This window comes from Azoarcus sp. KH32C, from assembly GCF_000349945.1.
GTDB lineage: Bacteria > Pseudomonadota > Gammaproteobacteria > Burkholderiales > Rhodocyclaceae > Aromatoleum.
The window spans coordinates 3167244-3186224 of sequence record NC_020516.1; the positions used below are offsets into that span (position 1 = coordinate 3167244).

Here is an 18981-nt window from a genome sequence, read left to right on the forward strand (position 1 = left end):
CCCGTTGTCAGGCTGCTGCCGGCTCGGCCAGTCGCAGCGCCTCTTCGATATCCACTTCCACTACGCGGGAGACACCTTGCTCCTGCATCGTCACACCAACCAGCTGCTGCGCAATCCCCATCGTGATCTTGCTGTGGCTGATGAAGATGAACTGCGTCTGCAATGACATACGCTTCACCATCTGACCATACCGTTCCGTGTTCGTATCGTCCAGTGGGGCATCCACCTCGTCAAGCATGCAGAACGGCGCGGGATTGAGCTGGAACATCGAAAACACCAGCGCAATCGCCGTCAATGCCTTCTCGCCGCCCGAAAGCAGGTGGATCGACGTATTCTTCTTGCCCGGGGGCTGCGCGACGATCTGGATGCCCGCATCCAGGATCTCGTCGCCAGTGAGCACCAGCCGGGCCTGACCGCCGCCGAACAGCTGCGGAAACAGCGTGCCGAAATGCTGCGAGACGGTATTGTAGGTCTCCTGCAGCTGTTCACGTGTTTCACGGTCTATCTTGCGGATCGCATCCTCCAGGGTTTCGATCGCCTCCATGAGGTCGTCGTACTGGACGTCCAGATAGCCTTTGCGCTCCTGCGCGCTGCGCAACTCGTCCAGCGCCGCGAGATTGACCTGCCCGAGATCGGCAATTTCACGGGCCAGGCGCGCGACTTCGCGCACCAGCGATGTTTCGCGCAGGTCTGCGGTCAGCAGCGGCTCCAGCGCCGTCTCGTCGGCCTGGGCTTCAGTGAGACGCTCCTGGAATTGCGCGCCGGCGAGCTCGGCCGCCTGCACGGCAAGGCGCAGTTCCGCGACTCGCGCGCGGGCAGGCGCGGCCTCCTGTTCGGTGCGCAGCCGCATCTCCTCGGTCTGGCGCAAGGATGCCGCGGCCGCTTCGAGCGCATCGCGGCGTGCAGCCAGCGCGGCCTCGCGTCTTTCCCTCAGCGCGAGCGCTTCCTGCAGCGCGTCGTTGCTGCGCCCGCTGTCGGTCGCCTCCAGTTCGTGCCGGCGAGCAAGCAGTTCGGCCGCAACGCGTTCGAGCTGCTCGCCGGCCAGCTGCAGGTTGCGGGCAACGTCATCCAGCTTCCCGGCGCATTCGCGCTCCGAAAACCGCGCCTCCTGCAATTCGCGCGCCGTCGCCTGCTCCAGCGCCCGCACCTCGCGCAGCACGTTGTCGCGCTCGGCAAGGACTTCGGTCGCGCCGTCGAGGCGCTCGCGCTGAAGATCCGCGAGCTCGGCGGCACGCGCCAGCTCCATCTCGGCCCGCGCCAGATGCTCGCGCTCGGTACTTTCGAGATGCACGAGATCCTCGAGATCGCGCGCAAGCTGGTCGCGTCGCTCTTCGGCACGCTGACGCGCCTGGGTCAGCTTGAGAAGCTCGACCTGTTCCCGATGGACCTCCTGCTGTGCATTCTGTAACTCGCGCCGCAGCGCGTTGCCACGTTCCTGCAGCTCAGCCGCCACGGACTCGGCGCCCAGCATCGTGTCATGAGCGAAGCCGGCCTCTTCCTCCAGAGCGGCGAAGCTCTCCACCAGCATATCGATCTCGCGCTGACGCTCCATCACGCCGTGCGTGCGGCTGTCGGGCGCGTAGTGCACAAGCACATGTCGCGTGAGAATTTGTCCCGAGGGCGCGACGAGCACGACACCGGCCGGGATCTCGTCCCTGCGATCGATCCACGCCACCAGCGAGTCGACCGCCATGCAGCTGTCGAGCCAGTCGGCGACGATGCCCGCGAACCGCGCATCGCCGACACCGACCTTGTCGAGCAGCGCGCATGCGCCATCCAGGACGCGCGGCGCGGCAGAGGACGGCGACCCGGCGAAAACGACCGCCAGAGAACCCGGCGGAGGCTCGTCGAACATCGCACGCGCAGCCTGCGCGACCTCACCCGTCAGTGCGGCCAGCCGTTCCCGCAGCACCGCCTCCACGGCCGTTTCCCAACCCGGCTCAACCCGCAGCTCGCGCCACAAGGGCGGTAGCTCCGCGAGCTTGTGGCGCTTCAGCCAGTCGCCGAGCTGCCCCTGCGACTGGACGCGGTTCTGAAGCTGCACGAGGGCATCGCGGCGCGCCCGCAACTCGGTCAGGCGCCGCTGCATCTGACGTTCGTGCTCGACCGCGGCCTTCAACGCAGCCTGCGCCTCGGGCTGGCGCTGCTGGATTTCGGCGAGCTCGCGCTGCTGCGCCTCGTGCTGGTCCTGCAGCAACTCGAGCCGGGCTTCCTGCTGCGCGACCGCCGCCTCGTCGGGCCCTTCAATGCTCCCGGTCTCGGCGCTGAGACGCCCGCGCCGCTGACTCAAGGCATCCAGCGCCCGCACCGCGCTCGCGCGATTCGCCTCCTCGACACGAAGCTGCTGCTCGGTCTGCGACAGTTCGCGACGCGCCATGGCTACCGTGGCGTCCGCCGCCTGGCGCGCGGACTCGGCGTCGGGGACACGGTCGGCGATCTCCGCGTGCCGTGCCTCAGCCTGCTCCATGCGCATCGCGGCATTGTCCTTCAGCCCGCCCCAGCGATCCCGCTCGCCCAGCGAGGCTTCGCGGCGCGCCTGCCAGTGCCCTTCGTCGGTCACGAGCTGCGCGATACGCGCTTCGAGACGCTTGCGAGCGTCGTCCAGATGCCGCAATTCGGCCTCCAGGCGCGTCACTTCGGCAGAGACGGCAAACAGATCCGTCTGCGCGACGTGCACGGACTCCGACGCATCAAAATGCGCCGTCCGCGCGGTCTCGACGGCCGTCTCCAGCGCCTGCAACCGCGCACTGTCCGACTCCATCTTCGCGGACAGCGTGTTCAGTTCGCCTTCGAGCCGGGCCTGTTCGGCGCGCGCCTCCTTGCGCTTGAGCATCCACAGCAGCTGCTGGCGCTGGATGTGCGCCGCGTTCAGATCGCGGTAGCGCGCTGCGATCTCGGCCTGCACCTCCAGGTGCCCGATCCGCTCGCCGAGCTCGATACGGATGTCGTCGAGGCGCGCCAGGTTGTCCCGCGCATCGGCGAGCCGCCCTTCCGTCTCCCGCCGGCGCTCGCGGTACTTCGTGACCCCGGCCGCCTCCTCGAGAAAGCCGCGAATCTCTTCCGGCCGCGCCTCGATGATGCGCGAGATCATCCCCTGCTCGATGATCGCATACGCGCGCGGCCCGAGCCCGGTGCCGAGGAAGAGGTCGATCACGTCCTTGCGGCGGACCTGGACGTTGTTCAGGAAATAGGTCGACTCCCCACTGCGGTCGAGCACCCGCTTGACCGAAATTTCCGCGTAACGCGACCACTGCCCGGCCGCCTTGCCTTCGGAGTTGTCGAAAACCAGTTCGACGCTCGCGCGCGAAACCGGCTTTCGGGTCGTCGAACCGTTGAAGATAACATCCTGCATCGATTCGCCGCGCAAAGCGCTGGCCCGGCTCTCGCCGAGCACCCAGCGAACCGCATCGATGATATTGGATTTGCCGCAGCCGTTCGGACCCACCACGCCCACCAAGTTTCCTGGTGTCTGCACTGTGGTGGGATCGACAAAGGTCTTGAAACCGGCGAGTTTTAGCTTGGAAAGACGCACGTCAGAGCGAAGGACTGGACCGGTGAAATGCCAACGAAGCGCGACTGCCGCCCCTGCGCGGCCAGTCAAAGCTCAACATGATACCATCGCCCGCTTGACGCCTTTACCTTGCTGCAGAGCCGATAGAACGTGAATCCCAACCTCGCCCGCCTCCAGCCTTACCCCTTCGAGAAACTGCGCGCGCTGTTCGCCGGCATCACACCGCCGGCGGAGCTCAAACCGATCCGCCTTTCGATCGGCGAACCGCAGCACGCCACGCCGGCCTTCATCACGCAGGCCTTGATCGACAACCTCGGCGGGCTCGCGAACTATCCGACGACCCAGGGTAGCGAGGCGATGCGTACCTCGATCGCGCGCTGGCTCGAACGCCGCTACAGACTTCCCGCCATCGACGCAGCGACCCAGGTCCTGCCTGTCAATGGTTCCCGCGAAGCGCTGTTCGCATTCACCCAGTGTGTTGTCGACGGCAGCCGCCCCGGCGCAAAAGTGCTGAGCCCGAACCCGTTCTATCAGATCTACGAAGGCGCGGCCCTGCTCGCCGGCGCCGAACCGGTGTTCATCAACAATCTCGCGGAAAACCGCTTCGGCTCGGATTTCGACGCCGTGCCCGAAAGCGTGTGGCGCGACGTGCAGCTGATCTTCGTCTGCTCGCCCGGCAACCCGACCGGCCACGTGCTCGGGCAAGCCGAGTGGGAAAAGCTCTTCGCGCTCTCCGACCGCTACGGTTTCGTGATCGCCGCCGACGAGTGCTACTCCGAAATCTACTTCGACGAAGACGCGCCGCCGATCGGCGCGCTCGAAGCCGCCCACAAGTGCGGGCGGACCGATTTCCGCAACATCGTCGTGTTCTCCAGTCTCTCGAAGCGCTCCAACGTGCCCGGCATGCGCACCGGCTTCGTCGCCGGCGATGCAGCGATCATGAAATCCTTCCTGCTCTACCGCACCTATCACGGCTGCGCGATGAGCCCGTCGGTGCAGGCCGCCTCGACCGCCGCCTGGAACGACGAAGCGCACGTCATCGAAAACCGCCGCCTGTACCGCGACAAATTCGACCGCGTCACGCCGATCATCGCACGTCACCTGAAGGTCGAGCGTCCGGACGCGGCTTTCTACCTGTGGGCGCAGACGCCGATCTCGGACACCGAGTTCGCCCGCCGCCTGCAGGCTGCATATAATGTGACCGTCCTGCCCGGCAGTTTCCTTGCCCGGGAGGCCAACGGCGTCAATCCGGGCGCCGGTTTCGTACGGATCGCCCTGGTGGCCGAAACGTCCGAATGCCTGGAGGCTGCCGAACGGATCGCAGCCTTCTGCCAAACTCTCTGAACAATCGGAAATTCCCCATGCAAGAACTGCAAAAGATCATCGACGACGCCTTCGAAAACCGCTCCAGCCTGTCGCCCTCGTCGGCGCCGGCCGTCATCCGCGATGCGGTGGCCGAAGTCATCAACGGACTGGACTCCGGCCGCCTGCGCGTCGCCGAGAAGGTCGACGGCAACTGGACCGTCAACCAGTGGATCAAGAAGGCCGTCCTGATCTCCTTCCGCCTGCGCGACAATGAAGTGCAGTCGGCCGGTGCGCTGAACTTCTATGACAAAGTCCCGACGAAGTTCGGCGACTACACGCCCGAGCAGTTCCGCGAAGGCGGCTTCCGCGTCGTGCCGCCGGCCGTCGCACGCAAGGGCAGCTACATCGCGAAGAACGTCGTGCTGATGCCCTCCTACGTCAATATCGGCGCCTATGTCGATGAAGGCACCATGGTCGATACCTGGGCCACCGTTGGCTCCTGCGCCCAGATCGGCAAGAACGTGCACCTGTCGGGCGGCGTCGGCATCGGTGGCGTGCTCGAACCCGTCCAGGCCGGTCCCGTCATCATCGAAGACAACGTCTTCGTCGGCGCGCGCTCCGAAGTCGTCGAAGGCGTGATCATCGAAGAAAACGCCGTGCTGTCGATGGGCGTCTACATCGGCCAAAGCACCAAGATCTACGACCGCGAAACCGGCGAAATTTTCTACGGCCGAGTCCCGTCCGGCGCGGTCGTTGTGCCGGGCAGCTTGCCGTCTGCCGACGGTAAGTACAGCCTGTACTGCGCCGTCATCGTCAAGCGCGTCGACGCCCAGACGCGTGCCAAGACCGGCATCAACGAACTGCTCCGCGGCGCCTAAGACTGCCGCCCCTGCGGGGATGTCTGACATCCCCGCGCCCATGCCAACCGATTCGCAAGGCCACGCCCCGGAGACTCCGCGATGATTTTCGACAAGCTGTTTCAGTTGATGGCCGAAAAGGCCGCGTCGGACATCTTCATCTCAGCCGGCGCCCCGATCCATATCAAGATCCAGGGCATCACGATGCCGATCAACCAGCAGAACATGGACCCGTCCATGATCAAGCGGATGATCTACGAGATGATGACCCCGGAGCAGATCGAAACCTTCGAAACGGAGAAGGAACTCAATCTTTCTTTCGGCCGGCGCGATATGGGCAACTTCCGCGTCAACGTCTTCTGGCAGCGGCACAGCATCGCGATCGTCGTCCGCTACATCCAGGGCGAGATCCCGTCCCTCGACACACTCGGGCTACCGCCAGTGCTCGCTGAGGTCGTCACCGAGAAGCGCGGCCTGCTGCTCGTCGTCGGCGCGACCGGCTCGGGCAAATCGACGACGCTGGCCTCGATGATCGACCACCGGAACCGCAACCGTTCGGGCCACATCCTGACGGTCGAGGACCCGATCGAATACCTCTTCAAGCACCGCAAGTCTGTCGTCAATCAGCGCGAAGTCGGCATCGACACCCTCGGCTGGCACGAAGCGCTGCGCAACGCGATGCGTCAGGCGCCCGACTGCATCCTGATCGGCGAAATCCGCGACCGCGAAACGATGCAGGCGGCGCTCGCCTATTCGCAAACGGGCCACCTCTGCCTCGCGACGCTGCACGCAAACAACGCCTACCATGCGCTGAACCGGATCGTTAACTTCTTCCCGCTCGAGAACCGCTCGCTGCTGTACCTCGACCTCGCGGTCGCGCTGAAGTGCATCATCTCCCAGCGCCTGGTGCGCAAGCCGGACGGCATCCGCACGCCGGCGGTCGAGATCCTGATGAACACGCGTCACGTCTCCGAACTGGTCGAACGCGGCGAGCTCAACGAGGTGAAGGAGGCAATGCAGCAGAGCCTCGCCCCCGGGTCACAGACCTTCGAGCAGGACCTGCACCGCCTGTACCGCGAAGGCATCATCACCTTCGAGGAAGCGCTCGCCAACGCCGATTCGCCGACCAACTTGGCCTGGCTGATCAACAACGCCCAGATCAACAACGAGGCTGCCGCTTCGGCGGGCAGCGATGCGCCACCGACCATGGATTTCCAGCCGCCATCGGGCGACGGCGCCTCGTTCAGCGAATTCGCGCTCCATCTCGACGACGATCAAGGGCGCTGAAGGATGCGGGCGGCGCTATCCCGCCCGCACAACGTATCAATTTCAAACAATGACATCCACTCCCCAAACGGCCACCTTCGCGCTGGCCTGTGACCTCATTGCCCGCAGCTCGGTGACACCGGAAGACGCCGGCTGCCTGGAACTCATCGCCGAGCGCCTTGCCCCGCTTGGATTTCACTTCGAGCGTATCGACACCGGCGGTGTCAGCAATCTGTGGGCGCGCCGCGGAACCGCGGCCCCGATCCTATGCTTTGCCGGCCATACCGATGTCGTTCCGACCGGTCCGGAAAGCGCATGGCAGACTCGTCCGTTCGAGCCGACGGTCCGTGAAGGCTATCTGTACGGTCGCGGCGCGGCAGACATGAAGACCTCGCTCGCGGCCTTCGTGACCTCCATCGAACGCTTCGTCGCCGCGAACCCCGACCACGAGGGCTCCATCGCTCTGCTGCTGACCTCCGACGAGGAAGGCATCGCCACGCACGGCACCGTCAAAGTCGTCGAAGCGCTCGCCGGGCGCGGCGAACGTCTCGACTACTGTATCGTCGGTGAGCCGACCTCGGTCAATACTCTGGGCGACACGATCAAGAACGGACGCCGCGGCTCGCTGTCGGGCACCTTGCGGGTCAAGGGCGTGCAAGGCCACGTCGCCTATCCCCAACTCGCACGCAACCCGATCCACGAATTCGCACCGGCACTCGCCGAGCTCGCGTCGATCCGCTGGGACGAAGGCAACGAGTTCTTTCCTCCGACGACGTGGCAGGTCTCGAACATTCACGCGGGCACGGGCGCCAACAATGTCATTCCCGGCGTGTGTGAGGTGCTCTTCAACTTCCGCTTCGCCTCGGTCAGTACGGCGAACGAGCTCAAGCGCCGCACACATGAAATCCTCGACCGCCACGGCCTCGACTACGAACTCGACTGGCATCTCTCGGGCAAGCCCTTCCTGACCGGTCGCGGCAAGCTGGTCGCTGCATTGACCGACGCGATCCGCGACACGGTCGGCGTCGAAACCGAACTGTCGACGAGCGGCGGCACCTCCGACGGACGCTTCATTGCCGACATCTGCTCGGAAGTCGTCGAATTCGGACCGGTCAACGCCACCATTCACAAGGTCGATGAACGCGTCGCCGTCGACGCCATCGAACCGCTATCGACGATCTACGAGGGCACGCTGCGCACGCTGCTTGCTCCCAACCGGAAGTGAACATGAGCCATAACTGCTGCGAACATCATCAAGACGGCGCCGAACACGAGCATGATCACGAACACGAGAGCGGCCCGCTCGTCGAACTCGTGACGCTGCGCGACTGGCTGCGTTATGCCGTGACCCGCTTCAATCGCGCCGGCCTGTTCTTCGGCCACGGCTGCGACAACGCCTACGACGAAGCCGTGTGGCTGCTGCTGCACACGTTGTCGCTGCCGCTCGACCGTCTCGAACCCTTTCTGGACGCCTGCATCACCAGCGAGGAACGGGGGGAGATCTTCAATGTCATCGAACGGCGCGCCGAGGAGCGGATTCCTGCCGCCTACCTGACCGGCGAAGCCTGGCTCGGCGAATATCGCTTCAATGTCGACGAGCGAGTGATCGTTCCCCGCTCCTTCTTCGCCGAACATCTCGAAGACCGCTTTTCACCCTGGATCGAAGATCCTGCCGCAGTGGACAGCGCCCTCGACATGTGCACGGGGTCCGGCTGCCTCGCGATCCTCATGGCACACGCCTTTCCGAACGCACGCGTCGTCGGCGTCGACCTCTCCGAGGATGCGCTCGAAGTCGCCCATTCGAACGTTGCCGAATATTCGCTCGAAGACCGTGTCGAACTCGTCAAGAGCGACGTCTTCGATGAGCTTGACGGTCGGCGTTTCGACTTGATCATCAGTAATCCGCCGTACGTCACGACCGACTCGATGGAAACGCTGCCACCGGAGTATCTGCACGAACCGCGCATGGCGCTGGCCGCAGGCGAAGACGGCCTCGATGTCGTCCGCCGTCTGTTGGCCGAGTCGCGCAAACACCTCAATCCCGATGGCGTACTCGCGGTCGAAGTCGGGCATAATCGTCATATCGTGGAAGCCGCGTTCCCTGATCTTCCCTTCGTATGGCTTTCGGGCAACGGGGGCGATGACATGGTGTTCGTGCTGCGCGCCGAGGACCTTCCCGCCTGAGGGTTTTCGTCCCCCGCAGTATCGCGCGAGCTGCCACGCGCCGGCCCCACTTCGAGGGAACATCATGGCAGCCGATCGTTACATCCTACTCGTCGAGGACAACCCGAACGAGGAAACGCTGACGCTGCATGCGCTTCGCGAAAACGGCATCACCAATGCGGTCGTTGTCGCGCGTGATGGCGTCGAGGCGCTGGATTTCCTGTTCGGGGACGACAGCCAGCGCAGGCCGCCATCGGCACGGCTGCCGGCAGTGATCGTGATGGACCTCAAGCTTCCGCGGATCGACGGCTTCGAGCTTGTCAGGCGCATTCGCGCCCACGAACGGAGCAGTCTCATTCCGCTGGTCATTCTGACCGGCTCGCACGATCCGAACGATATTCGCGAAGCCTATCGCCTAGGCGCAAATAGTTATGTGCTGAAACCGCTCGAACTCGGCCGCTTTGTGATGGTGATCGGGCTCCTCGCCCGCTATTGGCTGAATCTCAACCAGACGGCCCACACCGATTCGGGTTACTGAGCGAACCCGGCAAACGCCAAACTCAGGCGGCCTCGTCGATCCACGCCTGCTGGATCGCTTCGAGGACGCGCTCACCGCAATGCTTGGGGTCGTCGTCGAATTCGGGAAGCGCCATCACCCAGTTCATCAGGTCGACGAAGTTAACCTGCGTGGGGTCCACATTCGGATGCGTATCGGAGAGCTGGATCGCGATCTCCTGGACTTCGGTCCACTTCATGTCAGTGCTTGCCTTCCCTGGCCATGTTGATCGTGTAGCGCGGAATCTCGACCACCAGCGGCTCTTCCTGGACGACCGCCTGGCAAGACAGGCGCGACTGCGGCTCCAGCCCCCAGGCCTTGTCAAGAAGATCCTCCTCTTCCTCCTCGGCCTCCGGCAACGAATTGAAGCCCTCGCGCACGACCACGTGACACGTCGTGCAGGCACACGATTTCTCGCACGCGTGCTCGATCTCGATCCCGTTATGCAGCAAGGCGTCGCAGATCGACGTTCCCGGCTCCGCCTCGATCACGGTGCCGTCCGGGCACAGTTCGACATGCGGCAATACAATGATCTGCGTCATACCTGAATCTCATCCACCTTGTGACCCGTCAACGCCGTACGGATGCTCTTGTCCATGCGGCGAGCGGCAAACTCGTCCGTCGCGCGGCTCAGCGCGCCGATCCCCTTCTTGATGGCCTGCGGATCGCTACCCGCAGCCTTCTCCCGCAATTCGGACACAGCGGCATCGATCGCGGCCCGCTCCTCGGCATTGAGCAGATCACCATCCTGCTCAAGCGCGTGCTCGGTCGCCTCGATGACTCGGTCGGCCTCGACCTGCTGTTCGCGCAATGCCCGCGCGTTCATATCATCCGACGCGCGTTCGACACCTTCGCGCAGCATACCGGCGATTTCGTCGTCGGTGAGCCCGTAGGAAGGCTTCACCAACACGCTTGCCTCGACGCCCGAGGACATTTCGCGCGCCGACACCGCGAGCAAACCGTCAGCGTCGACCTGGAATGTCACGCGAATCCGTGCCGCACCGGCCGCCATCGGCGGAATCCCGCGCAGTTCGAAACGTGCGAGCGAGCGACAGTTGGAGACCAACTCGCGTTCGCCCTGCACGACGTGAAAGGCCATTGCGGTCTGGCCGTCCTTGAACGTCGTGAATTCCTGGGCACGCGCAATCGGCAGTGTCGAATTTCGCGGAATGACCTTTTCGGTCAGGCCGCCCATCGTTTCGAGGCCGAGGGAGAGCGGAATCACGTCGAGCAACAGCCACTCGTCGTCCGCCTTACGATTGCCGGCGAGCACGTTGGCCTGGATCGCAGCGCCAAGCGCGACGACCTTGTCCGGATCAAGGTTCGTCAGCGGTTCCTGGCCGAAGAACTCCCCGACGGCACGCTGTACGTGCGGCATCCGCGTCGCCCCGCCAACCATCACCACGCCCTTGATGTCCTCCGGCGCGAGACCCGCATCGCGCAGCGCGCGACGCATCGGCGCGACCGTCTTCTGCACGAGGTGCCGCGTCATCTCGGCGAACTCGCTGCGCGTGACGACTAGGTTCACCTGCTCGCCCGACGCCAGCTTCACGTTGATCGCCGCTTCTTCGCTGACCGTCAGGAGTTCCTTCGCTTCGCGCGCCTTGATGTGCAGCCTACGCGCATCTTCGCTCGACGGCGGCGCAATCTTCGCCTTGTCGAGTACCCAGCAGAAGAGCCGGTGATCGAAGTCGTCTCCGCCCAATGCCGCATCGCCGTTCGTCGCAAGCACCTCGAAAATGCCACGCGAGAGCTTCAGGATCGACAGGTCGAAGGTTCCGCCGCCCAGGTCGTAGACCGCATAGACGCCTTCGGCAGCATTATCCAGTCCGTAGGCGACGGCCGCCGCAGTCGGCTCGTTAAGCAGGCGCAGGACATTGAGACCCGCCAGCGTCGCCGCGTCCTTCGTCGCCTGCCGCTGGGCGTCGTCGAAGTAAGCCGGCACCGTGATCACGGCCCCCGTCAGTTCGCCACCAAGGCTCGCGCGGGCACGGTCGGCAAGTGTGCGCAGGATTTCGGCCGAAATCTCGACCGGAGTACGCACGCCCTGCACCGTGCGCAGGCGCACCATGCCTCCTGCGTCGACAAAGTCGTAGGGCATTGTCTCGATGTGCGCGACATCGTTCAGCCCGCGCCCCATGAAACGCTTGACCGAAATGATCGTGTTCTTGGGGTCGACCACTTGCGCGGCGGCAGCCGTACGCCCGACCTCGACATTGCCCTCCGGATGGTAGCGCACCACCGAGGGGACCATGGCCCGCCCTTCCTCGTCGTTGAGGCATACCGCAATTCCATTGCGGACGGTTGCGACCAGCGAATTGGTCGTGCCGAGGTCAATGCCGACTGCAAGCCGATGCTTGTGCGGCTCCGTGGACTGACCCGGTTCGGCGATTTGCAGTAGGGCCATCAGGTTTCCAGCGCCTCGAGGGCGTCGTCGATCTCTTGTTGGAGTTTTTCCATGAACATCAGGCGGCGAACCGTCTCGGCAGCACCCGGGTAGTCCTGCTGTTCGTCGAATTGGCGTGCGAGCTCTTCGAAGACCTCGCGGCCATGCTGGCGCAGGCGCTGGTGCAACTGGGTGAGCTCATCGGCATCGCCGGCCGAACGAGCTTCCTCGACCCCCTCGCGCCATTCCATCTGTTCCATCAGGAACGCCGGCGACATCGCCGTATTGGTATGCAGCCCGGCATCGACACCGCACAGCTCCAGCAGGTAAGTCGCACGCGTGAGCGGCTTCCGCAGCGTGCGAAAGGCCTCGTTCACGCGCGTTGCCCATTGCATCGACAAGCGCTTCTCGCTGTCGGGCAGATGCGCATAGCGATCGGGATGCACTCGCCCTTGCAGATCGTGGTAGGCAAGCTCGAGCGCCGTCTCGTCCAACTGAAAACGGCGCGGGAGGCCGAACAGCGCGAAATAATCCTGCTGCAGGTCGATGCTCATGGGCGGTCAGCGAAAGTGATCAGACGGTGAAACTCTCGCCGCAGCCGCAGGCGTCCTTGACGTTCGGGTTGTTGAACTTGAAACCCTCGTTCAGCCCTTCGCGAACGAAATCCAGTTCCGTGCCGTCGAGGTACGCCAGGCTCTTCGGGTCGACGATGACCTTCACGCCATTGCTCTCGAAGACCAGATCCTCCGCCTCAGTCTCGTCGACGAACTCGAGACGATACGCCATGCCGGAACAGCCGGACGTCTTCACGCCCAGACGGATTCCAAGCCCCTTGCCACGCTTCGCCATGAAGTCGGAAACGTGTTTCGCAGCCCGTGCACTCAGCGTTACAGCCATGACTCTATCCTCAGCTCAATAATCAGGCTTGATTTTTCTTGCGATAGTCTTCCACCGCCGCCTTGATCGCATCTTCGGCGAGGATCGAGCAGTGGATTTTAACCGGAGGCAGCGCCAGTTCCTCGGCGATCTGGGTATTCTTGATCTCAAGCGCCTGCTCGACGGTCTTGCCCTTGACCCATTCGGTCACGAGCGAGCTCGAAGCGATCGCCGAGCCACAGCCGTAGGTCTTGAACTTCGCATCTTCGATCACGCCATCCTTGCCGACCTTGATCTGCAGCTTCATCACGTCGCCGCAGGCCGGGGCGCCGACCATGCCGGTCCCGACGCCGTCCTCTTCCTTACCGAAGGAACCGACGTTACGGGGGTTTTCGTAATGGTCCAGGACCTTTTCGCTATATGCCATAACAGTTCTCCAATTCCCTGGTTCAGTGGGCAGCCCACTGAACGGTGTTCAAATCGACGCCCATCTGCACCATCTCCCACAGCGGAGACAGTTCGCGCAGCTTGCCGATCTTCCGGTGCAGCAGGTCGATCGTGTAATCAACCTCTTCGTCGGTGGTGAAACGCCCGATGGTGAAACGGATCGAGCTGTGCGCAAGTTCGTCCTCGCGGCCCAGCGCGCGCAGCACATAAGACGGCTCCAGGCTCGCGGACGTACAGGCCGAACCGCTCGACACTGCCACGTCCTTGATCGCCATGATCAGTGACTCTCCTTCGACATACGCGAAGGAGATGTTGAGGTTGTGCGGTACGCGCTGCGCCATATCGCCGTTGACGTAGGTGGCGTCGATGTCCTGCAGGCCCTTGAGCAGACGATCGCGCAGCGCACGGATGCGCTCGTTCTCAACCGCCATTTCTTCGCGGGCGATGCGGAAGGCTTCACCCATACCGACGATCTGGTGTGTCGCAAGCGTCCCCGAACGCAGTCCGCGTTCATGCCCGCCACCGTGCATCTGCGCCTCGATCCGCACGCGTGGCTTGCGGCGCACATAAAGCGCACCAATGCCTTTCGGGCCGTAAGTCTTGTGCGCCGAAAACGACATCAGGTCAACCTTCAGCTTCGACAGGTCGATCTCCACCTTGCCGGTGGCCTGCGCCGCATCGACGTGAAACACGATGCCCTTTTCGCGGCAGATTTCGCCGATCTCGGCGATCGGCTGGACCACGCCGATTTCGTTATTCACGAACATCACCGAAACGACGATGGTATCCGGACGCAGCGCCTGCTTGAAAGCTTCCAGGTCGATCAGGCCGTTTTCCTGCACGTCCAGATAGGTCGCCTCGAAGCCTTGGCGTTCGAGTTCGCGTACCGTGTCCAGAACGGCCTTGTGCTCCGTCTTGACCGTGATGATGTGCTTGCCCTTCGACTTGTAGAAGTGTGCCGCACCCTTGATCGCGAGGTTGTTCGACTCGGTCGCGCCCGAAGTCCACACGATTTCCTTGGGGTCCGCATTGACGAGGGCCGCGACCTGCTCGCGCGCGTCCTCGACCGCCTTTTCGGCGTCCCAGCCATACGCGTGCGAGCGGCTCGCCGGGTTGCCGAACCGCTCGGTCAGCCACGGGATCATCGCCTCGGCCACGCGCGGATCGACCGGCGTTGTGGCGGAGTAATCCAGGTAAATCGGAAACTTCAGCATCGTGATCCTCCGTCGTTCTGCAAATTCACTGTTTCATTGTTGGACCGCCATCGCGGCCAAATTACTGAGCTCACTGATCAGCCGCCCCAGGCAGCCGATGAACTGTTCGACATCCTCGACACGCGTGTCACGCCCGAGACTGACGCGGACCGCAGCTCTTGCGAGCTCCGGCTCGACGCCCATCGCGAGCAGCGTATGCGACGGCTCCGGGTTCGCGCTGGAGCAGGCCGAACCGCTGGCACATGCAAATCCGGCGCGATCGAGCTTGGCCACCAAGGTCTCGCCGTCGATGCCATCGACGGCAAAAAAGACGGTATTCGGCAATCGCCGCGCACCTGCGGAAAACACCCGCACATGCCGTTCCGCCAACGCCGCTTCCAGTCGGTCACGGAGTTCCGCGAGACGCAGCATTTCATCTTCCACGCGTGCCGTCGCCAACTCGCACGCGACACCGAAGCCGACGATCGCCGCGACGTTCTCCGTACCGGAACGCAATCCGCGTTCCTGACCACCGCCCGCCACGAGAGGCATCAGTTCGACACGCTTGTCGAGCACCAGAGCTCCGGCTCCCAATGGGCCACCAATCTTGTGCGCCGACAAGGTCATCGCATTGACCCCTAGCGCACGGAAGTCGACCGGAATCTTGCCTAACGCCTGCACGGCATCCGTATGGAACCACGCCGCCGCCGTCCGCGCTTCGCGTGCCAAGCTCGCCACGTCCTGCAGCACGCCCGTCTCGTTGTTCGCCAGCATCACGGAGACCAGCGCCGGCCGCGCGGCCATCACCGCCTGCCAGTCCGACGCCTTGATCACCCCCTGGCGATCGACCGCGATCTCCCGCACCGTCCAGTCCGCCCGCCGCAGTTGCCGCGCCGGTTCGCGCACGCACGGGTGCTCGAGCGCGCTCACCGCGATCATGCCCGGCTTCAACACCGCCGCGGCGCCCTTGATGAACAGATTGTTGGCCTCGGAACCGCCGCTGGTGAAGATCACCTCGGTCGCATGGGCTCCCACTGCTGCCGCAACTCGGGCACGCGCTTCGTCGATCGCCGCCCGGGCTTGTCGCCCATACTCATGCCGACTGGAGGCATTGCCGAACCGGCTGCCGAGCCAAGGCAACATCGCGTCGCGCACGGCTGGGTCAATCGGGCTGGTGGCATTCCAGTCGAGATATACGGGAGCGAACATTCGGGCGTATCCGGCTCGTCGGCGTCAGGCGACCACCGCCTCGCGAACCGCGACCATCGCACGCCGCCGGACATCCTTCAGCACACCCATGTCCGGATCCGCCTTGATCTCGCGCCGCACCAGCGCGCCGAGCGTCACCGAATCCAGATACTCGTACATCCGCTTGTTCAGGTTGGTCCACAGATCATGCGTCAGGCAACGGTGCTCGTCGTGACAGTTCTGCTTGCCGCCGCACAGGGTCGCATCCAGCGGCTCATCGACCGCAACGATGATATCCGCAACGGTGATACGGCTCATGTCGCGCGCGAGGCGATAGCCACCCCCGGGACCGCGAACGCTGGAAACGAGCTTATGACGACGCAACTTGCCGAACAATTGCTCGAGATAGGACAAAGAAATCTTCTGACGTTCGGCGATCCCGGCCAAAGTCACCGGGCCTTCGGTCTGGCGCGATGCCAGATCGATCATTGCAGTCACCGCGAATCGTCCCTTGGTGGTCAGTCTCATGTTGGGGGCCCTCACTTGTCGGAGTTTATCGCCCGGGGAAATACCCGAACGTTTCGCTCGACTATACGGAGCCCGACAAAATTGGTCAACTACTGCGAATACGCTCAATCCACCATCTTGGAGAGCTTCTGCGCATCGAAGGCGTCACACTTTTCGATGGCTTCGTCGACCTTGAATCCCGCCTTCTCGAACCGCTCGATCAGTCCCTGAATACGACGATCGGTTTCCACCGCATGATCGAGGAGTGCATGCAGCGCCTTCGCCATCGGGTCATCCATCTGCTTGGTGACGCCATAGGCGGAGAAGCCCATCTGCTCGGCCTTCTGCTCACGCGCCTGGTCGCGCTCGTTGTCGATAATGCGAGCAGGATTGCCCACCGCGGTCGCGCCTGCAGGAACCGGCTTCACGACCACCGCATTGGAGCCCACGCGTGCGCCGTCGCCGACAGTGAAGCCGCCCAGCACCTTCGCTCCGGCACCTATGACGACGCCCGCTCCGAGCGTGGGGTGGCGCTTGGTTCCGCGATAGAGCGACGTGCCGCCCAGCGTCACGCCCTGGTAGATCGTGCAATCGTCCCCGATCTCGGCCGTCTCGCCGATGACGACGCCCATGCCGTGATCGATGAACACGCGCCGGCCGATCGTCGCGCCCGGATGGATCTCGATGCCGGTCAGGAAGCGACCGATATGGCTCACGAAGCGGCCGATCCAATAGAAGCGGCGTCCCCACGCCGCATGCGCGAGACGATGAAGGAACAGCGCATGAATACCCGGATAGCAGGTCAGGACCTCCCAGGTCGAACGCGCGGCTGGATCGCGTTCGCGTACGCTGGCCAGATCTTCACGCAGACGGCGAAACATGAATGATTAACTCCCGACGACCGAGTCTTTGAAATTATTTTCCGACAATCTTAGTCAACTTTGCGCTCGAACGCAGCAATGATGCCACGGAGGATATTCACCTCCTCCTTTTCGAGCCGGGTACGGCCGAACAACCGCCGCAGCCGCTGCATCAGCCGCTTCGGGTTGGCCGGATCGTAGAAACCACTGCGAACCATCGCGTCTTCGAGATGCCCGTAGAAACCCTCGACCTCGTCGAAACTGGCGAGATTCGAAGCGGTGTTGACAAGGGGCGGCGGCGTGATAGCCGCCATCCGCAGTTCATAGCAGAGCAGTTGCACGGCGGCACCGAGATTGAGCGACGAATAACCCGGATTCGCCGGAATCGACACAGGCATCGAGCAACGCTCCACCTCTTCGTTCGTCAGCCCGGTCGCCTCGGTGCCGAACACGAGCGCCACATCTCCCCCGTCCACGTGAGCAAGGAGTTCGATCGCGCCTTCTCGCGCCGAGCGTGGGGCAACCGAGCGTTCGCGCCGCCGAGCCGTCACCGCCGCGGCAAGGATCGTCCCCTGCAGCGCCTCGTCGAGGCTGCCGACAACCACCGCGGCGTCCAGGATGTCGTCAGCGCCGGATGCCCGCGCAACCGCGACGGGATCGGGAAAGGACGCCGGCTCGATGAGATACAGGCGACTCAGTCCCATCGTCTTCATGGCGCGGGCGGCGGCGCCGATATTCCCGGGATGGCTGGTACGGGTAAGTACGATACGGATACGGTCAAGCGCGCCAACGGCGTTCATATAGTAGAATGCTGTGTTTTATTTGAAGTTTTCATGAGCGGCCAGCCCACCGGGGTTGCGGCCGCCAGCGAGACCGACGCGCATGCATCCCACCCTGAACATTGCAGTGAAAGCCGCCCGCCGCGCGGGTAACATCATCAACCGGGCCTCGTTGCAGCTGGACCAGCTTGCCGTCCAAACCAAGTCGCCGAACGATTTCGTCACCGAAATCGACCAGGCCGCGGAAGCCGCCATCATCGAGGTTCTGCGCGAAGCCTATCCGGATCACGGCATTCTAGCAGAGGAGTCCGGCCAGTCCGGCGACTCCGAATACCAATGGATCATCGACCCGCTCGACGGCACCACTAATTTTATCCACGGCTTTCCGCAGTATGCGATTTCGATCGCGCTGGCGAAGAAAGACGTGATCGAGCAGGCCGTCATCTTCGACCCGACCCGCAACGAACTCTTCACCGCCACGAAGGGGCGCGGTGCGTTCCTGAACGACCGCCGCATCCGCGTCTCGAAGCGCACGCGCCTCAATGAATCCCTCATCGGTACGGGCTTTCCCTTCCGCGAGTTCGACAACGTCGACATGTACCTTGCGATGTTCAAGGACCTGACGCAGAAGACCGCAGGCATCCGCCGTCCCGGCGCGGCATCGCTCGATCTCGCCTACGTCGCCTGCGGCCGCGTGGACGGCTTCTGGGAACTGGGCCTTCAGCCTTGGGACATGGCCGCGGGCGTTCTCCTGGTGCAGGAAGCCGGCGGTCTCGTCAGCGACCTGGCCGGCGAAGGCGCCTACCTCGAAACCGGCAACGTCGTCGCCGGCACCCCCAAGGTTTTCGGCCAACTGCTCCCGATTATCCAGTCCCACCGCACGGCTAACATCCGCGCCTGATCATCGCCAGATAGTAGCCGGCCTCGCCCGGCTGCGCCTCGCTGCGACGCCAAGCTCTACGGTCCGTCCGCACTTCCACAGTCCTTCAACACCCGAATCAAAATTCGGCCATCCCTCCGCCTACCCCCTTGAACAAGGGAGTAGGCTTCGCCAATTCCCTCCATCGAATCGAGCATCGCGGACACG

19 protein-coding genes are annotated in these 18981 nt (G+C 63.6%); 7 read left to right on the forward strand and 12 right to left on the reverse strand.

The window, feature by feature from the left end:
• Nucleotides 1-7: 7 nt before the first annotated feature.
• The gene (smc, locus tag AZKH_RS13860; RefSeq protein WP_041656192.1) at nucleotides 8-3532 is read right to left on the reverse strand and encodes a chromosome segregation protein SMC; all 3525 of its coding nucleotides are present in this window, start codon (nucleotides 3530-3532) and stop codon (nucleotides 8-10) included.
• Between the two features lie 129 nt (nucleotides 3533-3661).
• Between smc and dapC the strand changes: the two genes are divergently transcribed.
• The 6 genes from dapC to AZKH_RS13890 all read left to right on the forward strand — a co-directional run bounded on the left by dapC (nucleotide 3662) and on the right by AZKH_RS13890 (nucleotide 9640).
• Nucleotides 3662-4855, forward strand: a complete 1194-nt coding sequence (dapC, locus tag AZKH_RS13865; protein ID WP_015436414.1) for a succinyldiaminopimelate transaminase — start codon at nucleotides 3662-3664, stop codon at nucleotides 4853-4855.
• Nucleotides 4856-4872: 17 nt separating this feature from the next.
• The gene (gene dapD, locus AZKH_RS13870) at nucleotides 4873-5694 is read left to right on the forward strand and encodes a 2,3,4,5-tetrahydropyridine-2,6-dicarboxylate N-succinyltransferase (protein WP_015436415.1); all 822 of its coding nucleotides are present in this window, start codon (nucleotides 4873-4875) and stop codon (nucleotides 5692-5694) included.
• A gap of 81 nt (nucleotides 5695-5775) precedes the next feature.
• Nucleotides 5776-6960 carry a PilT/PilU family type 4a pilus ATPase gene (locus tag AZKH_RS13875; RefSeq protein WP_015436416.1) on the forward strand — a complete coding sequence of 395 codons (1185 nt, stop codon included), beginning with the start codon at nucleotides 5776-5778 and terminating at the stop codon, nucleotides 6958-6960.
• 49 nt (nucleotides 6961-7009) lie between these two features.
• Nucleotides 7010-8164: a succinyl-diaminopimelate desuccinylase gene (gene dapE / locus AZKH_RS13880; RefSeq protein ID WP_015436417.1), complete on the forward strand. Its 1155-nt coding sequence runs from the start codon at nucleotides 7010-7012 to the stop codon at nucleotides 8162-8164.
• Between the two features lie 2 nt (nucleotides 8165-8166).
• On the forward strand, nucleotides 8167-9123 hold the full coding sequence (prmB, locus tag AZKH_RS13885; RefSeq protein WP_015436418.1) for a 50S ribosomal protein L3 N(5)-glutamine methyltransferase: 957 nt from the start codon (nucleotides 8167-8169) through the stop codon (nucleotides 9121-9123).
• Between the two features lie 64 nt (nucleotides 9124-9187).
• Entirely contained in the window at nucleotides 9188-9640 is a 453-nt protein-coding gene (locus tag AZKH_RS13890; protein WP_015436419.1) for a response regulator, read from the forward strand.
• A gap of 22 nt (nucleotides 9641-9662) precedes the next feature.
• Here the strand turns inward: AZKH_RS13890 and iscX are convergent, their stop codons facing one another.
• The 11 genes from iscX to AZKH_RS13945 all read right to left on the reverse strand — a co-directional run bounded on the left by iscX (nucleotide 9663) and on the right by AZKH_RS13945 (nucleotide 17915).
• A complete protein-coding gene (iscX, locus tag AZKH_RS13895) occupies nucleotides 9663-9857 on the reverse strand; it encodes a Fe-S cluster assembly protein IscX (protein ID WP_015436420.1) in 195 nt (64 codons plus the stop codon).
• Between the two features lies 1 nt (nucleotide 9858).
• The gene (gene fdx / locus AZKH_RS13900; protein ID WP_015436421.1) at nucleotides 9859-10200 is read right to left on the reverse strand and encodes an ISC system 2Fe-2S type ferredoxin; all 342 of its coding nucleotides are present in this window, start codon (nucleotides 10198-10200) and stop codon (nucleotides 9859-9861) included.
• Nucleotides 10197-12065: a Fe-S protein assembly chaperone HscA gene (hscA, locus tag AZKH_RS13905; protein WP_015436422.1), complete on the reverse strand. Its 1869-nt coding sequence runs from the start codon at nucleotides 12063-12065 to the stop codon at nucleotides 10197-10199. Before hscA ends, fdx begins: the two co-directional genes overlap by 4 nt.
• Nucleotides 12065-12598: a Fe-S protein assembly co-chaperone HscB gene (gene hscB, locus AZKH_RS13910; RefSeq protein ID WP_015436423.1), complete on the reverse strand. Its 534-nt coding sequence runs from the start codon at nucleotides 12596-12598 to the stop codon at nucleotides 12065-12067. Before hscB ends, hscA begins: the two co-directional genes overlap by 1 nt.
• 19 nt (nucleotides 12599-12617) lie before the next feature.
• A complete protein-coding gene (gene iscA / locus AZKH_RS13915; protein WP_015436424.1) occupies nucleotides 12618-12941 on the reverse strand; it encodes an iron-sulfur cluster assembly protein IscA in 324 nt (107 codons plus the stop codon).
• A 22-nt stretch (nucleotides 12942-12963) separates the two neighbouring features.
• Complete coding sequence (gene iscU, locus AZKH_RS13920; RefSeq protein WP_015436425.1) at nucleotides 12964-13347, reverse strand: Fe-S cluster assembly scaffold IscU; 384 nt, start codon at nucleotides 13345-13347, stop codon at nucleotides 12964-12966.
• A gap of 22 nt (nucleotides 13348-13369) precedes the next feature.
• Nucleotides 13370-14578 (reverse strand): IscS subfamily cysteine desulfurase, encoded by a 1209-nt coding sequence (locus AZKH_RS13925; protein ID WP_197538783.1) that lies wholly within the window; start codon nucleotides 14576-14578, stop codon nucleotides 13370-13372.
• Between the two features lie 36 nt (nucleotides 14579-14614).
• Complete coding sequence (locus AZKH_RS13930) at nucleotides 14615-15769, reverse strand: cysteine desulfurase family protein (RefSeq protein WP_015436427.1); 1155 nt, start codon at nucleotides 15767-15769, stop codon at nucleotides 14615-14617.
• Nucleotides 15770-15793: 24 nt separating this feature from the next.
• Nucleotides 15794-16276 (reverse strand): Fe-S cluster assembly transcriptional regulator IscR, encoded by a 483-nt coding sequence (gene iscR / locus AZKH_RS13935; protein ID WP_015436428.1) that lies wholly within the window; start codon nucleotides 16274-16276, stop codon nucleotides 15794-15796.
• 104 nt (nucleotides 16277-16380) lie between these two features.
• Nucleotides 16381-17136 carry a serine O-acetyltransferase gene (gene cysE / locus AZKH_RS13940; RefSeq protein ID WP_015436429.1) on the reverse strand — a complete coding sequence of 252 codons (756 nt, stop codon included), beginning with the start codon at nucleotides 17134-17136 and terminating at the stop codon, nucleotides 16381-16383.
• 50 nt (nucleotides 17137-17186) lie between these two features.
• Nucleotides 17187-17915, reverse strand: coding sequence for an RNA methyltransferase (locus tag AZKH_RS13945; protein ID WP_015436430.1), 729 nt, complete (start codon nucleotides 17913-17915; stop codon nucleotides 17187-17189).
• Nucleotides 17916-17997: 82 nt separating this feature from the next.
• Between AZKH_RS13945 and AZKH_RS13950 the strand changes: the two genes are divergently transcribed.
• The gene (locus tag AZKH_RS13950) at nucleotides 17998-18795 is read left to right on the forward strand and encodes an inositol monophosphatase family protein (protein WP_015436431.1); all 798 of its coding nucleotides are present in this window, start codon (nucleotides 17998-18000) and stop codon (nucleotides 18793-18795) included.
• Nucleotides 18796-18981 lie beyond the last annotated feature (186 nt).